Below are 17,317 nucleotides of genomic sequence, written 5' to 3'. Positions count from 1 at the left end.
GCTAGACTGATAGGAAAAACATGGTTTGAGGTGTAAGTTTACCGTATGATTCAATATGCTAGTGAAAGTATTCATCTTCCAGGAAAAATTACTTTCAAAGACGTAAGAGAAATCTTTTTTTATCAACTCGGAAAAATCTCATTCTTTTACTTTATATTATTTTGCGCCATTTTTGCTGCAGTTTATTTCATTAACGGATGGCCCCGTATCGTTTATGGCAGCGACACGCTTAACATTTTTATCAATAGTATTCTAATTATCGTGATGTCTGTTCTGTTTACACTGCTGCTTCTCCTTCTTCTATATGTAAAGTTTTCTAGAGCATACAAGAAGAACGAACGGATTAAATCCAAAAGAACATATACCCTCAATCAAGAAGGAATCCGTATATGTTCTGAAAAGTATGACCTTATTTTTCATTGGAATGAAGTCACAGCTGTTTTCGAATATAAGAATAGCTTCCGGATCAATACATCCAGCAGCCAATATATTGCGATACCAAAACATTTTTTTCATTCCAAAGAAGAGATGAGCAGATTCAGGGGAATTATCATTAAAAATACTGAGACAAAAAAAGTGAAATTTAAAAAGGATCAGCGCTGACAGTGCTGGTCCTTTTATAGTGATTGATGCGTTTCTTTTGCCTTCTGTTTATCTAAAAACGGCACCAGTTCTATTACAGCCGATACACTTACAAACACGATGCACACAATAACAATCAGCAGATAATTATGGGTCATGTCAAAAAACAAACCGCCCGCATACACACTGAGAGCCCCAGCGATCTGATGGATAAAGAAATTGATGCCTAGCAGCGAGCCGATTAATCCTGTTTGATAGCTTTCTGAAATAGACGCTCAGCGGGATCACACCTGTGTAACTGAGCCCGAATAACAAAATAAAACCGAAGTACCAAAGTTCGCTGTAATGGATTCCAATAATGGGAATGAACAGACAAATCAGGCTGAACAGCCGAATGAAAAATAAGATGGATAGCATCACGCTTCTGCTGCCTAGGAGATCTGACAGCCAGCCCGCCAATAATCCGCCAATGATAATAAACGCACCGAACGCGGCCATCATTCCGTTGACATGAGAGACATGCGCATCCTTCAGCATCGGAACGAGATGAGCATCAATGATCCCCATTGTAAACCCGCATGTAAACACGCCGAAGTACAGGATATGTATGAGACGGGACTGCTTTACCACGTTCCAAAATCCCCGCCAGTCATAAGATTTTTTCACTGACGGCGCTTGCGCATGTGGCGGGTGCTTCATCCCGAAGGCAAGGAGCGGCAGCAGAACAGCCGCCATGACGATGCCCAATATGGTATAGGTGTTTTGCCAGCCGGCATGGTACGGAGCCGCGGCCCAAATGGGTGAGAGCAGCAGCAGGCCCGCTGAGTTGGCATTGGTCAAAATAGCGAGCGCAAGGCCTTTGTGTGTATCAAACCAGCGGCTGATGAAATACTGGGTCGTCACGCCGACCGCACAGGAATATCCGATTCCGCCGAGCACTCCGTAAATGGCAGAAAACGCATGAACATTCAGTGAATACGGAAGCACCAAAAAGCTTGCGCTGATACAAACAGCCCCGATCGCCATAATTTTTCTGACACTGAACCGGTCGATAAAAAAACCGACAAAAAACTGAACGATTCCCGTTGTGATCATAAAAATGCTGACAGAAACCGAGATCAGCGACCTGTCGGCATGGAAGGTATCCGCGATTGGAAGCATAAAAAATTGAAAGGAATTTCTGAATGAGTTCATTCCGATGGCAAAAACAAACGTAAACAGCAATACAAACCATTTCACCTGAGGAGACGCGCGCATGTTTCAACCTGCCTTTATTTGAGTATTGCGACTATTATGTCATGCAAAAATTGACATTTTACACAAAAAAGCGGAACAGCCAGCGCTGTCCGCTTTTGATTATGACTGAATGATCGGATGCTGATTCAATATCGCAAAAATCCGTTCTGCCACTTCTTCCGTATGTGACAGCAAAAACATGTGCCCGCCGTCAAATTCATGGAATGTGATATCTTTCGCCCACTTCTTCCAGCCTTCCGCATCCCTCATGCATTTTTCATCATCAAGCCCGTTAAAGACATGAACAGGCGATTGGATCGGGGCTACATCGTGAAGCTCAAATTGTTCAAGAGCCCGATAATCCGATCTGAAGGAAGGCAGGAAAAAGGACATGACTTCCTTGTTTTCAACAAGCTCTGCGGGCATCCCGCCTAATTTGATAATATGATCAAGAAACTGATCATCAGGCAGATGGGACACTTTCTTCCGCTGTATATGAGGCGGCTGTATCGCTGAAATGATAACTGCCTGCGGAAAGATGCCTTCACGCTCCAGCTTTTGCGCCAGCCTGAAGGTAATCATTCCACCCATACTGTGTCCAAACAGCACAAAAGGCCGATCAGGACGAAGATTCAATTCTTGTTTGTACAAATCGCTCAGCTTTTCGAGATCTTCAATGGCTGATGTTTGATTTGTGCCGTGTCCTGGCGGCTCGGCAGCGAGCATCTCACATTCCCCTTGCAAAAAAGCATGGAGAGGGCGAAACGATGCCGAGTAGCCGCCGGCAAATGGAAAACAGATGAGCTGCGTTTTTTCCGACGCATCAAAGGATTTGAAGAGTTGGCTCATGGCCGTCTCCTCCTTTCATCACTTCATTTAAGAAACCGTTACGGTTTGTGTATTAAGACATTCGAGCAAAATCCCTGCATTCCTATCCAGCGTTTCGCCCTGCAGCATTTCAGCGTGTGTTCCGAAGCCTCTTTTCACACGGTAAGCGCCTGTTGTTGCCTCTTCCCACGATGCAAGCCATTCCGGCATGTCAAAATCAACGCCAGAAGTCAGCAGATCAATATCCGCTTTCACCTGGCCTGTGCTGATCAGGTTGACGTAGTATGAGTAGAAGGCGTGTGTTTTTTGCTTGAGGCCTTGTTTAACGGCTTCGCTGTTGAGCGCTTCATTGTCCCGGTTGACATTCATCAACGCTTCGACATCGGCCTCAACCGTGCGTCCGTCCAGATCACTGACACCTTGTTTTTTATAGGAATCTACCATGATGATCTGCTGAACAATGCGTCCCTGTTCCTCAAGCTTTTTGGCAGCTTCAAACGCCAGGCTGCACCCTGCTGAATACCCGAACAATGTCAAAGCCCCTTCTGGCTGAAGCTTCTGAATCAAATCCGCATAGCGGTCAAGCCGGTTTTCCTCCTCAATGAAATCAAAGGCGCACAGCTTGTATGACGGCAGGCGGTTGGCAAGGTTTTGGTACATGAGGCCATAGCCCAAGACTGGCGGGAACGCGAAAATGATCTGATCCTGATCGGGATTCATTATCGTTACATCCTGCAATCCATCTGAGCCTCCATTTTTCAAATACGCTGAAATGCCGGCAATCGTCGGTGCTTCAAACAAAAGCTTCACCGGGAGATCAATCCCGAGCTCTTTCTTGATACGTGAAGCGGCGGTCATTGCCTTCAAGGAGTGCCCGCCGAGCTCAAAGAAATCGTCATGAATGCCGACTTGCTGTCTGCCGAGAACCTCAGACCAGATTTGTGCAATTGTTTCTTCCGTCTCGTCTCTTGGCCCGATCCATTCTTCCGTCAGCTGATCCTGATCCGGTTTTGGCAACAGACGTTTATTGACCTTCCCGTTTGTCGTTAAAGGAAGCTCGTCCAAGAAAGTAAAGGTTTGCGGCACCATGTAAGCAGGAAGCTGTTTTTTCAGGTGCGCCTTTACGTCCCTAACTGAAAGCTCCGCCCTGTTCACGAGGTAGGCGTTAATTGATGCATCGCCAGACTCATGGCGGTCTGCAACAACGACCGCATCTTTCACTCCTGGATATTCCTGCAGCTGCTTTTCGATTTCTTCAAGCTCAATCCGGTGTCCGCGTATTTTGACCTGGTCATCAATCCGGCCAGCGTATTCAATCGTTCCGTCCGGCAGCCAGCGTGCTAAGTCCCCTGTTCGGTAAAGCCTTTCTCCCGGTTTGAACGGGTTCGTGACAAACTTTTGCTTTGTCAGGTCATGACGGTTTACATACCCTTTTGATACGCCCATTCCGCTGATACATAGTTCACCGACCGCTCCGAATGGCTGGAGCTGGTGTTGCTCGTTGAGAATATAAACACTGGCATTACTGATCGGCTTTCCGATCGGCAAAGAGGAGATGGACTCCGGTATATCATGTACAACGTGAGCTGTCGCAAACACCGTTCCCTCAGTCGGACCGTAGCAGTTAATCAGCTTGCCCGGCCCCATGATCCGCAGCGCTTTTCTGACGTGAGGCACTGATGCTCGCTCTCCACCGAATAACACGCAGCGAAGCCCCTTCATCCAATCCTCTCCCGCATCTGTGAGAAGATTAAATAGTGCAGTCGTCGCAAACATAACATTGACATTCTCCTGCTGGATCAGATCTGTGAGCTGTTCTGTATCAAGCAGCGTATGTTCATCTGCGATAATGAGCCGTGCCGCATTTAGTATTGAAGCGTAGAAATCAAAGGTAAAAGCGTCAAAGGCGTAATTCGAAACAGATAAAAACGTATCTTTTTCAGAAAATGCCATGTAGTCTACATGTTTGACCAATCCTTGTATATTGGCATGAGTGGTGATATTGCCCTTCGGCTTTCCGGTTGTGCCGGACGTATACATGATATATGCCGGATCATCGGGTTCAATCGAGATTTCAAGGTCACATGCCTGTTCTTCAAACCGTGTTTGATCATCAATGAAGAGCGTTGTCCCTGTAAATGGAAGCTGAGCTGCTTTTTCTTTCATCTCCTGATGTGTGAGCAGGCAGGCTGCCGCACTGTCAGTCAGCATATACGAGATTCGGTCCTCCGGCAGCTTCGGATCAACCGGCAGATAAGCCGCTCCTGCTTTTAATATTCCGAGAATGCCGATCACCAGTTCAAGCGAGCGCTTCGTGTACAACGCTACGACGGAGCCTTTGCCTGCGCCTTGCTTTTGCAAACGGTGTGCAAGGCGGTTCGCTTCCTCATCTAATTCGCGATAGGAGCGAGTCTGGCCGGAATACGTAAGCGCCGGTGCATCCGGATTGACGTTCACCGCTTCCTTGAACCAATCCGTCAGAGGCTTAGCCTCATGAGTTTGAGCCGGCGGGTTTAAGCCAGTAAGGAGAAACTCTCTTTCCTTATCGTCGACGAGGTTGATCGTGCTGACAGGCTGATCCGCCTTCTCGATAAGCTGCTGAATCGCTGTGAGAAGCTGAGATTTCAAGCGCAGGATAAACGCCTCATCAAACACATTCTCGTTATAGGCAAGCTTAATCAGCATCTCATCTCCCGGGGAAGCCATTAGGTTGAGGTCATAATTCGACTTCTCAAAAACATGAACATCCTCCATATCAAAGCCGTTTTCACTGTTTTCTTCATTTTTTGCGTCCTGAAGCGGATAATTTTCAAAAACAATGATGTGGTCAATCAGTTTTGGCTGATCAGCCTGGCTTTGGATGTCGTAGAGCGGGACATATTGATGTGGCTCAGACTGAAGCGATTGCTCCTGCAGCTGCTTGAGCAAACCGTTAAATGTGATATCCTCAGACAGTTTCACCCGTCTTGGGACAACGTTGATAAATAGCCCGACCATATGTTCAACGCCTTTGATATCCGCGGGACGCCCGGAAACGACTGTGCCGAAAGTCAAATCGCCAGACTGCTGATAGCGGCTGATCAATACGCTCCAGACTGCCTGCAAGGCCGTACTTAAAGTGGTTTGCTGCGATTTTGCAAGCTCGGTGAAGGCCTTAGTTTCCGCCTTCGGAAGTGAGAAGAGCAGCTCTTTCGGCTCGTAGCCGTCCGTTTGTTTCTTTCTTTGCTCCGCAAACGTCGTCTGTCCCTCAAAATCCTCTAAGTACTCTCGCCAGTAACGCAGTGATGCTTGTTTATCCTGCTTTTCAAGCCACTTGATATAGTCTTTATACGGTTTGACAGGCGGCAGGCTGTACGGCTTTTGTTCGCGCAGGGCATTGTATACCTTGAACAGATCCTGCACGACGATACCGAAGCACCAACCGTCCAAAATAATGTGGTGGTAGCTCCACACCCATTCAAAGCTTTCTTCAGCTTTTTTGAAAATGGCTGCCCGCATGGGAATATCACGCGTCAAATCAAAGCCCTTGATCTTATCCTGTTCCTTGTATTCATTAATTTTCGCTGTTTGCTCTCTGTCCGTTAAGTGTGTCAGATCGATTTCTTCTATATGAAACTGGCGTTTTTTCAAAACGACTTGGACAGGCCTTTTTACTTTTTCGTGAATGAACACGGTACGAAATACATCGTACCGGTCCATGATCACATTCATGCCTTCTTCAAGACATTTGATATTCAAGCTGCCTTTTACTTTCATCGTGATTTGTTCAAGGTAAAAGCTCTGGCCGGGATTCAGGATGGTATGAAACAGCATCCCTTCCTGCATCGGCGATAGGTAATACATATCTTGAACCTGATCCTTGCTAAATTGACTCATATGCTTCGCTCCCGCCTTCTGTAATTCCCTTGCGTTTTATTTTAAATTCTCCTCAAGCATGTCAAAAATATCGCCCATTTCGTCCATTCCAAGGTCTTCAGCACTGAAGTCGCTAGGCGTGAATTCCTTATCTTCTTTTTCCGTACAATGGCGGATCAGCATCAGGAGATTTTCTTTAAACCGTTCTATTTGCCCCTCGACTGTAGCTCTTTCAAACTCCTTCTCATTGTAGGAGCAGGAAAGCACAAACCGGCCGTTTCTGATCATGCCGCTGAAGCTTAAAGCGTACTGCGCCTCTGATTCTTCGCTTACTTGGCCCCCCATGTCGAAAGCGGACGGCTCAAAGAAGTCGGTTTTTACTTCACTGTCGAACTGGCCTAAATAGTTGAAGCTGATCTCTGGCGTAAAGCGCTTTGTTTCCGCTGTTTCTGTGACATAACGGAGAATGCCGTAGCCAACTCCTTTGTCCGGAATACGGCGCAGGTTTTCTTTGACTGATTTGATCACGGCAGAGGCATCTGCTTCAGTCATGTCGAGCACAACAGGATATTGTGCCGTAAACCAGCCGACCGTTCTGGAGATATTCACATTCGGGATGATGTCCTCCCGTCCGTGCCCCTCCAGGTTAATGCCAATTTTGGCACCATCTGTCCATTCTTTCATCGTTAAACCGAGCGCGCTGAGAAGAATATCATTGATTTCGGTTCCATATGGCTGATGAACATCCGTTAAGAGATGTTTGGTGTCTTTTTCCGTTAATTCACATAGAACGGACGATGTATGCTTGACGATCCGCTGCTCTGTTTCGTAGTCCTTCGGCACAGGGGAAACCTGTTCAGCGTCGATTTGCGACCAGTATTCAGCCTGCTGTAAAAGATCCGCTGATTGGCTGAATGCCGCCAGTTCTTCCGCCCAATCCTTGAAGGAATTTGTTTTTTGCGGGAAGACAACGTTCTCTTCTTTCTCCGCCTGCACGTAGCCTGAAGCAAAATCTTCAAGCAAAATCCGCCATGATACGCCGTCGACCACGAGATGGTGTACAGCGATGAGCAGGTGATCGCCAGTTTCCGTACGGTATTGCTCCGCCTTCAGAAGCGGTCCGCTTTGCAGTTCGAGACTGCTTTGCAGCCTGTTCGCGAGAATTTTGATCTGGCTTTTCAGCATGTCTTCGTCAGTACCGTACAGATCCACGATTTCGAAGCTGACCTTGCTTTCGCTGATTGGTTTATAAGCTTGAATGATCTCTCCGTCTTCCTCACGGTAGACCATGCGAAGTGCGTCATGATGCTCGATCAGCGCCTGCAATGTTTTCTCCACCCGTTCAGGATCGAAGCCTTTCTTGGCGTGGAGCATCACGGATTGGTTCCAGTGGTGCTTGTTCGTGAAGTTCTTTTCAAAGAACCAGCGCTGGATCGGTGTCAGGATGACCTCTCCCTCCACAGGCCCTTGGTCTGCCTGTTTGCCTTCGGCACGCTCCACATATTGTGTGAGCTCCTCGATCGTCGGGTGCTGGAAGAGATCTTTCATCTCCAGCTTCCAGCCGTGCTGGTTCAAGCGGCTCGCCATCTGGATTCCTTTGATCGAATCTCCGCCAAGCGAGAAGAAATTGTCGCTGACACTGATCTCCGGAATGCCGAGCACGTCCTGCCAAATGCCGGCAAGCAGCTCTTCCATGTCTGTTGTCGGCGCTTTGTATTCTCCGCTTCCTGCTTCGATGTCCGGCTCAGGCAAGGCTTTGCGGTCTACTTTGCCGTTTGCCGTAACCGGAAGTTCGTTCAGCGTCATCCAGAACACCGGGATCATGTAGTCCGGCAGGGTTTCCTTCAGTGCTGATTTCAGTGCTTCTATGTCTGCTGTTTCCGGTGTGACATACGCCGCGATCGCTGTATTGCCGCCTTTATCTTTGACAGCTGTTACCGCCGCATCCTGCACCTCAGAAAGCTGGGCGAGCTGGACTTCGATTTCTGAGAGCTCAATCCGATAGCCGCGGACCTTGACCTGCTGGTCGATCCGGCCGATGTACTCGATGCCGCCGTTCACCCATTTCACCAAATCGCCGGTGCGGTACATGCGCTCACCCGGCACAAACGGATCAGCGACAAACCGCTTCGAGGTTTCGTCTTCTTTATTCAGATAGCCGCGCGCCAGTCCGCGTCCCGCCACACAAAGCTCTCCGGCTACGCCTTCCGGCTGCACCTGATTGCCATCGCCGAGAATGTACACTCTCGTATTGGCGATCGCCTGCCCGATGGAAAGCGAGCCTTCCTCCGGATTGATTTCTGTGCTCGTGGCAACGACCGTGTTTTCTGTCGGTCCGTAGTTGTTGACGAGCGTGTACGGCTTTTTGACCGCGCGTTTCAGCTTGTCTCCGCCTGTCAGCAATACGCGAAGCGATGTGTTCTCAAGCTCCATGAACTGTTCTGCCAGCTGTGTCGGCAGGAACGTGATCGTCACGCCGTGCGTTTCGAAATAGTCGTTCAAGTGGACGATATCGAGGCGGATCGCTTCATCAATGACGTGAAGCTCAGCACCGATCGTCCAGGTAGGAAACATCTCCCAAATGGAGGCGTCGAATCCAAAGCCCGCGTACTTCGCACTGCGGTCCTCCGCTGTCATGCTGAACGCATCGTGGTGCCAGAAGCACAGATTCACAAGCGCATGGTGTTCAACCATTACACCCTTCGGCTGTCCGGTCGTTCCAGACGTGTAAATCATGTACGCGAGGTTCTCCGCGTTTGCATCCGTCACTGGATTTTCCTCATCGTTTTCATCAAGCGGCAGGCTCAAAATCGTGCGGCTGCCATCAAGAAGAATGACCTCTCCCGTATAGCTGTCCGGCACTGAAATGCCTTCCTGTTTCAAGAGAATCTTAGCGCCGCTGTCTTGTAAAATATAGTCAATCCGCTGATCCGGATAGTCAGGATCAATCGGCACAAACGCCGCTCCCGCCTTTAAGACACCGAGCACCGCGGCGGACATTTCCAGCGACGGCTTCGTGAGAACGCCGACGCGCTCATCCGCGCTGATGCCGCAGTCGATCAGAATCCGGGCGAGACGGTTCGCCTTGGCATTCAGCTCGCCGTACGTCCATGATTGTCCGTTGAATGTGACAGCCGGGCGGTCTTTGTGGCGCTGAGCCGTTTCTTCGAATAGCTGATGAATGGTCTTGTCTGTCGGCACAGGCAGCGTTTTGCCTTTCCATGCGTCGAGAAGCGTTTGTTTTTCTGGTTCAGTGACGAGTGACAGGCTGGAAAGCGTCTGGTTCGGATTTTCCGCAACATCCTTTAGTAAACGCAGAACATATTGGCTCCATTTCTCTGCCGTCTCTTTTGAGAACAGATCAGTCGCATATTCCAGCTGCAGGCCGATGCCGTTTTCATCAGTGAATCCGCCTAATGTCAGATCAAACTTAGACGTTCCCTGATGGGCCTCATAAGGTGAAATGCTTAGATTCTGCAATGTAAGCTGTTCTTTATCAGGATTTTCCGTCGTCACCATCACGTTAAACAATGGATTTCGGCTCATATCCCGAGGAAGATCAAGCTGATTGACTAAGTCCTCAAACGGATATTCCTGATGCTCCAGCGCTGACAGGTTCGTCTGCTTTGCTTGCTCCAGAAGCTCTGCAAATGTTTGCTGTTCTTCCGCTTCCATTCTTAAGGCAAGCGTATTGACGAACATTCCCGGCATGTCCTGGACATCAGCATTCGTCCGGCCGGCAGTAACAGAGCCGATAACGATATCACGCTGTCCGGAAATTTTGCTTAAAAACACGTGGAAAACAGCGTGAAGCACCATGTGCAAGGTCGTTCCGGTTTCTGCGAGCAGTTTTTCTACCGCCTTTGCCGTTGCGCTTCCCGTACGGAAACGGACCGTATCCCCTTTAAAGCTCTGCACAGGCGGACGGGCATAATCGAGCGGAAGATCAAGCTCCGGCAGCTCGCCTGAAAGAACCGAGAGCCAGTATGCCTCATGCTCCTTCATTCGGTCCTTTTGCTCAGCTTCATTTTGCCAAACGGCGAAATCCTTATAATGAAGCGCAGGCTCTGGAAGCAGCTCGCCTTTGTAAAGCAGCGCCAATTCTTTCACAAAAATGCCTCTTGATACACCGTCTGCGATGATGTGATGCATATCTAAAAGCAGCAAATGTTTTTTCGCTTCTATTCGAAGCAAAGCCGCGCGAATGAGCGGTGCGTCGTTTAAGTCGAATGGCCGGATAAAGTCCTTGATCTTTTGTTTCGCTTCATCTTCTTTTGCTTCAAACACATGAAGATCAATCGCCGCCTCCTCAATAATGCGCTGAACCGGCTCACCGTTTGCTTCCATAAATGATGTCCGCAATGACTCGTGGCGGTTCACAAGCTGATTGAGTGAGTCGCGCAGACGAGAAATATCAAGTTCGCCTTCCATCAAAAGAACAGATGGCATGTTGTAGCTGATCGTCTGCCGGTCAAGCTGATTCAGTACATACATCCGTTTCTGCGCAGATGACAGTGGGTACATATCCTGTTTGTCAGCCGGTTTGAGCACGTGATGTCCGCCTGAAACTGCCGATGCCTCCATGTAAGCCGCAAGCTGGCGAACTGTCGGCTGCTCGAACAGCGCTTTAAGCGGTACGGTTTTCTCCAACTCGGCCTGAATATTAGCGATGAGCATCATCCCTTTTAATGAATGGCCGCCTAAATCAAAGAAATTGTCGTCGATGCCGATCGCTTCTATGCCAAGCGTTTTCTGCCATATGCGGCATAGGCTCTCTTCAAGCGCTGTTTCCGGTGCGGCTAAGGTCTTGCCTCCGGATTGTGCCGCGTTCGGCTTCGGTAATGCGTTTCTGTCGGTTTTCCCGTTTGCCGTCAGCGGAATGGCGTCAACCTGCACAAAGAAAGCAGGTATCATATGGGACGGAAGTATTTGTGAAAGCTGGTTTCGGAGCGCTGCTTTTTCGATGGCTTGATCTGCCGTATAATATGCGCACAGCTCTTGAAGCCCGCCCTCGGAAACCGCTAGCACAACCGCTTCTTGAATCCCGCTGAGGCTGAGCATGACCGTTTCAATTTCTTTTGGCTCAATGCGATAGCCGCGGATTTTCACCTGATCATCAGCCCGGCCGATAAATTCAAGCGCACCGTCAGAAAGCCTTCTTACGACATCTCCGGTTTTGTACATGAGGCTGCCCGGTGAATATGGATTTTCAATAAATCTCTCGGCTGTCAGCTGAGGCCTGTTGAGATATCCTCTCGCAAGCCCCTGTCCTGTGATATAAAGCTGACCGCTCGCTCCCGGGGGCACAAGCTTTAACGCCTCATTTAAGACAAGCGCACCGGCATTCGCAATCGGCTGTCCGATTGTCGGACGTTTTACGAATGCATCCGATTCAGACAGATCAATCCATCCGGCGATGGCGCCGATCGTTGCTTCAGTCGGACCGTAATGATTGATAAATTCGGTATATCCATACACATTGCGGAAGGCCAGAACATCAGCCGGGATGATTTTTTCTCCTCCCAAGACAATTAAGCGCAAGGATTCAAAGTTTGGCTCTTTTGTAAAGCTGGAAGTGTTCACCATCGTATGGAACAGAGACGGTGTCAGTTTGATATATGTGATCCCGTGTTTCTTGATATAACGCCCCATTTCATCCGGCGCCGTATAGGTTTCCTTCGGCACGATGTGGAGCTGGCCCCCTGCCAGAAGCACAGGGAACATGCTCGTATAGCCTAGGTCGAATGCGTAGGAAGATAGCAATACAGTCTTATCGGTTTCCGTCAGGCCCGCCTCTTCACTAAACCAAGAAACATAGTTTGTCAGATTGCGATGCTCGATCTGAACGCCCTTCGGCTTCCCGGTCGTACCGGACGTATAAATGACGTATGCAAGACTGCGAGATCCTGAGATCGGAGAAGGGCGCTCCTTACTCTCATTTCTCCATGTTGCGTCATCAAGGTTGACGATTGTCCCTTCATATTGCCCAATGGCCGTCATGTTCCTTTCGTTTACGACCGCAATTCTCGCTCCGCTGTCCTCTAATGAATAGCGGATTCGTTCTTCAGGCGTGTCCGGATCAATCGGCAGGAAAGCCGCCCCCGCTTTCATGACACCGAGAATCGATATCATAACCTCAGCCGACCGATCCATGACAATTGCAACGATGTCTTCACTTCCTGCCCCTTGTGCACGAAGATGATGCGCCAGCTGGTTCGCCTGTTCATCAAGCTCGCGGTAGGTTAACAGATTTCCGCCAGACATCACTGCAGGATGATCAGGTGTTTGCTGGGCCCGTTTTTCGAAAAGAGCTGCAAAGGTTGCTTCAGTAATTTGAGTCATATGTCTCTCTTCAAGCAAAGCGGCCGTTTCCGCTGGTGAAAGCAGGTCTACATCAGACAGCCGAACGTTCGGATTAGCCGCAGCCGCTTTGATAATATTGACAAAGTGGCTGCTCCAGCGGCGGATTGTCTCGTCCTTAAACAGAGCAGTCGCATAGTCAAAGCTTAGGCCGATATCTTCTTCTCGCTCGACCGCTTCCAAGGAGAGATCAAATTTCGCCACGTGATGAAGCATAGAGTATGAAGAAATCTTCAAATCTCCTAATCTCAATGATGGAATCTCCATGTTCTGCATGTTGAACATCACGCTGAACAGCGGACTTCGGCTCGTATCCCTTGTAAGCGGAAGCTTTTCAATCAGCTCCTCAAGCGGATAGCTCTGGTGCTCGAATGCTTGAAGGCTTGCTGTTTTGACTTCTTCAAGGAATTGCGCAAAGGTTTTATCTCCAGCAGGCGCCGTTCTTAGTGCGACCGTGTTGACAAACATCCCCGGTACAATTTGCAGATCAGGATGTGTTCTTCCCGCAGTCGGCGAGCCGACAATGATATCGTCCTGTGATGCGTACTTAGAAAGGAGTACATTGAACGCCGCCAGCAAAAACATGTACATTGTCGTATCCGTTTCTGCAAGGAGTGACTTGATTTGAGCCGTCATCTGTTTATCAAGCCCGAACATCACGCGCTCTCCCGCAAAGCTCCGTTCAGCAGGCCGCTCAAAATCCGCCGGAAGATCAAGAATCGGCAGCTCGCCTTTAAATGTATCGAGCCAGTATGCTTCATCCTTTTGATGATCAGCATGTTCTTGATGCCATACAGCGTAATCTTTATAGTGAATGTGCGGCTGCTCAAGATCAGCGCCTTGATACATTTTGGCAAGATCACCGATCAGAATGCCTGTTGAACTGCCGTCAGTAATGATATGGTGCATATCAATCAGCAGCAGATGACGTTCTTCTTCAAGCTGGACAAGCTTCGAACGGACGAGCGGCGCGCGGTTTAATTCAAACGGCTGAATGAACGATTTGATCATTTCCTCCGCGTCTTCTTCCCGTCCCTTGGCAGCCTCCAGCTGGAACGATATGTTTTTATGAACAATTTGCACAACTTCTCCGTCGATCATGTCAAACGATGTACGGAGGATTTCGTGCCGGTTGATTAATTGCTGAATCGCGTTTTCAAGCCGGTCTTTATCTACTTCTCCCTCCAGCAAAAGTACAGCGGGGACGTTGTAGCTTGTGTTTGCTTGTCCAAGCTGATTGAGGATATACATTCTCCGCTGGGCCGGGGATACAGGATAATGCTGCTGATAAGATGCTTGCCTGATCGGTTCAAACGTCTGCTCCTCCTTGCTTTCGTTCTCTTCCAAATAAAGTGCCAGTTCTCGAATAGTCGGCTTTTCAAAAAGCACTTTAATCGGCACTTCCTTATGAAAATGCTCTTGGATTTTCGCCGTCATCATCATCGCTTTCAAAGAATGACCGCCGATCATAAAGAAGTTATCGGTAACGCCTGCTTTGACGCCGAGTATCCCTTCCCAGATCTCCGCTAATTTCTTTTCGCTCTCTGTCCCTGGTGCTGCGTGCTCCGGCTGCACGGCTTCTGATTGCGGTGCAGGCAGTTCTTTTTTGTTGATTTTCCCGTTCGGCGTGAGCGGCAGGCTGTCCATCTGAATCAAATGGGCCGGAACCATATAGTCTGGCAAAGATTGAGATAGCGTTTTTCTCAGCCCGCTCACAGACACTTCACAGTCCGCCGTAAAGTACGCACAAATTTCATTTTCGTCTGCTTTATTCTTGCGGATGATCACCGCAGCCTCTGTCACATGCTCTGCCATGTTCAGTTTTGTTTCAATTTCACCAAGCTCAATTCGGAAGCCGCGCACCTTCACTTGATTGTCGATTCTTCCTAAAAATTCGATATTGCCATCCGGCAGCCATCTCGCCAAGTCGCCAGTGCGATAAATCCTTTCACCTGGTCTGAACGGATCTTCAAGAAATTGCTTCTCGGTCAGCTCAGGGAGATTGACATATCCTCGCGCTACACCGATTCCGCCGACGCACAGCTCGCCGGGCGCACCAATTGGCTGCAGACGCTGCTGTTCATCCATGATATAGGCAGTCGAATTTCCGATAGGCTTCCCGATTGGAATAGAGCCGCTATACTCATGGTCGATCATAAAACTTGTTGAAAACGTCGTGTTTTCTGTCGGACCGTATCCGTTCCACAATGACAGCGACGGTGATGCCTGTTTCACTTTGCTGATCATATGCGGCACGAGTGCATCTCCGCCGATGATTAAATGGCGCAGTGTGCCGAACATGCCGGCATCCTTTGCGGCAAGCTGGTTGAATAAAGGTGATGTCAGCCACATGGTGGTGATTCTCTGCTCTCGCAGGAATGCTGCAAATTGTTTCGCATCAAGCAGCGTCTCTTTTTTGACCGGATAAAGCGCTGCGCCATTCAGCAGTGCGCCAAACACCTCAAAAGTGCCGGCATCAAAGCTGACAGCCCCCGTTTGCGCCATGCGGTCCTCTTCATGAATAGGAACGTATCCGGCATTTTTGACGAGGCGCAAAATGCTTTTATGTTCAATCATGACGCCTTTCGGTTTGCCCGTCGAACCAGATGTATACATAATGTACGCCAAATCAGACGGAGCGGATGGCAGATTGAGATTGTCAGCCGCTTCGCTTTCTTCAAAGCCGCTGTCCAGTGTAAGAACCGGCACTTGCAGCTGATGCGCCTGCTCTGTATAAGACTTTCCGGCCAATACCAATCGAATCGAGCTGTCCTCAGCCATGAAACGAAGACGGTCTTCAGGAAGTGCCGGATCAAGAGGCACATAGGCGGCGCCTGCTTTTAACACAGCCAGCATACCGATAACGGTTTCTGCCGAGCGGCCGTTCATAATCGCGGCTGTTTCCCCTTGTTGAAGACCTTGTTCAACAAGCTTTCTCGCCAGACGGTTAGCCGCTGCATTCAGCTCTCGGTATGTCAGCTCGGCTCCTGCATATACGACGGCAGTGCTCGCCGGCGTCCGTTTCGCTTGCTCTTCAAACACTTGATGAACGGCCTTTCCCTCAGGAAGTTCGGCTTTCGTTTGGTTAAACACCTCGACAATCTGCCGCTGCTCTTCGTCTCCCACAAGCCCGAACTCACGCACAAAAGCGGCCGGCTGGTCGACAGCCGCTTCCATCATGCGGGTAAGGTGCTTCGCTGTTCGTTCGATAAAAGCAGAATCAAAGGCGGCTCCGTTATATTTGATTTTGACGGTCCACGTTTTGCCCGGATACACAATCAGGTTGAAATCGAAGCTTGTTTGCTCAAATGCGCTTTCTACCTTGATAGAAAATCCGAGGCGGTCTTCCATGCTGCCGTTTTCAAGCTCTTGATCAAGCGGATAATTTTCAAACGCGACCAGATGGTTCAAGAGATTGCCATCAAGGGCTGAGCGTTTTTGAATCTCGTAGAGCGGCACATAATCGTAGCGCTCCGCCTCTACCGCATGCTGCTGAACAGCTGAGAACACATTGGCAAAAACAGCATCACGATCAACTTTTACCCGCACCGGAATGGTGTTGATAAACAGCCCCGCCATCGTTTCAATCCCGTTAATTTCAGATGGCCGTCCCGATACGACCGTGCCGAAGACCACATCATTCGCAAAGTTGTATTTGCTGAGAACAATGCCCCAAACGGCTTGAAACAGGTTTGGTCCTGTTACTTGATAGCGGTTTGCGGTTTGCTGAATGCGGGCAACCAGTGTTTCGTCCCATGTAAATGAATATTCTTTATTAACGTATTCATCCTTTTTCACAGACAGGCGGCCCGGGAGCACGCTCGGCTGTTCAAAACCCGCCAAGCGTTCACTCCAGTAGCTCTCCGCTTCTTCATTGTCCTGTTTTCCAAGCCACTTGATGTAGTCGGAATAAGGCTTGCCCTGACTGTTTGCCGGTGTCCGGCCTGCTCTGAGCGCTTCATAGTTTTGGAACAGGCTTTTCATGAGGACGCCCATGCTCCAGCCGTCCATCATAATATGATGATTGCTCCAGACAAGATACAGCTGATCTGCATCAAGACGGAAAACCGCCACCTTAAACAACATGTCTTTTGCCAGGTTAAAGCCTTGGCGCTGCACGTCTTGTTTATAACGCTCAATATGCTCTTTCTGGCGGTCTCGGTCCGCATGACTGATATCTTCATAGTGCACCTTTGTTTTGCGTTCCGCTAACACGACCTGACGCGGTTTTTGCAGCTGCTGGTGCACAAATACTGTACGGAGAATATCGTATGACCGAATCAGTTCATTGACGCTTTTCTCAAAGATTTCAAGATCAAAAGCACCGTGAATCCCAAGCTCTAATTGTGTGAAATACGAGGAAGAATGCGGATCAAGCATCGCATGATACAGCATTCCCTCCTGCATCGGTGTCAGTGCGTACACCTTTTGAATCGATTTTTTGCTCATATGCCAC

4 protein-coding genes and 1 pseudogene are annotated in these 17,317 nt (G+C 49.1%); 1 reads left to right on the top strand and 4 read right to left on the bottom strand.

Annotated elements, in window-relative coordinates:
- The first annotated feature begins 45 nt into the window (after positions 1–45).
- Positions 46–603: a YcxB family protein gene (locus tag M0696_RS02050; protein WP_248602429.1), complete on the top strand. Its 558-nt coding sequence runs from the start codon at positions 46–48 to the stop codon at positions 601–603.
- Between the two features lie 14 nt (positions 604–617).
- Here the strand turns inward: M0696_RS02050 and M0696_RS02045 are convergent.
- From M0696_RS02045 to srfAB, 4 genes and pseudogenes are all read right to left on the bottom strand, one after another.
- Positions 618–1,839, bottom strand: a pseudogene (locus M0696_RS02045) (MFS transporter).
- Positions 1,840–1,938: 99 nt separating this feature from the next.
- Positions 1,939–2,667 carry a surfactin biosynthesis thioesterase SrfAD gene (gene srfAD / locus M0696_RS02040; RefSeq protein ID WP_166854321.1) on the bottom strand — a complete coding sequence of 243 codons (729 nt, stop codon included), beginning with the start codon at positions 2,665–2,667 and terminating at the stop codon, positions 1,939–1,941.
- Positions 2,668–2,694: 27 nt separating this feature from the next.
- Complete coding sequence (gene srfAC / locus M0696_RS02035; RefSeq protein ID WP_248602428.1) at positions 2,695–6,522, bottom strand: surfactin non-ribosomal peptide synthetase SrfAC; 3,828 nt, start codon at positions 6,520–6,522, stop codon at positions 2,695–2,697.
- Positions 6,523–6,558: 36 nt separating this feature from the next.
- Positions 6,559–17,310 carry a surfactin non-ribosomal peptide synthetase SrfAB gene (gene srfAB, locus M0696_RS02025; RefSeq protein ID WP_428830220.1) on the bottom strand — a complete coding sequence of 3,584 codons (10,752 nt, stop codon included), beginning with the start codon at positions 17,308–17,310 and terminating at the stop codon, positions 6,559–6,561.
- Between the last annotated feature and the right edge of the window lie 7 nt (positions 17,311–17,317).

The sequence above is a fragment of the Bacillus rugosus genome (assembly GCF_023238245.1).
Taxonomy (GTDB): domain Bacteria; phylum Bacillota; class Bacilli; order Bacillales; family Bacillaceae; genus Bacillus; species Bacillus rugosus.
Note: the sequence above shows the minus strand (reverse complement) of the source record. Positions and strands in the feature narration are given on the sequence as shown.

Coding starts and splice junctions, on each gene's coding strand:
- M0696_RS02050 (WP_248602429.1), top strand. CDS start 46: ATGATTCAATATGCTAGTGAAAGTATTCATCTTCCAGGAAAAATTACT.
- srfAD (WP_166854321.1), bottom strand. CDS start 2,667: ATGAGCCAACTCTTCAAATCCTTTGATGCGTCGGAAAAAACGCAGCTC.
- srfAC (WP_248602428.1), bottom strand. CDS start 6,522: ATGAGTCAATTTAGCAAGGATCAGGTTCAAGATATGTATTACCTATCG.
- srfAB (WP_428830220.1), bottom strand. CDS start 17,310: ATGAGCAAAAAATCGATTCAAAAGGTGTACGCACTGACACCGATGCAG.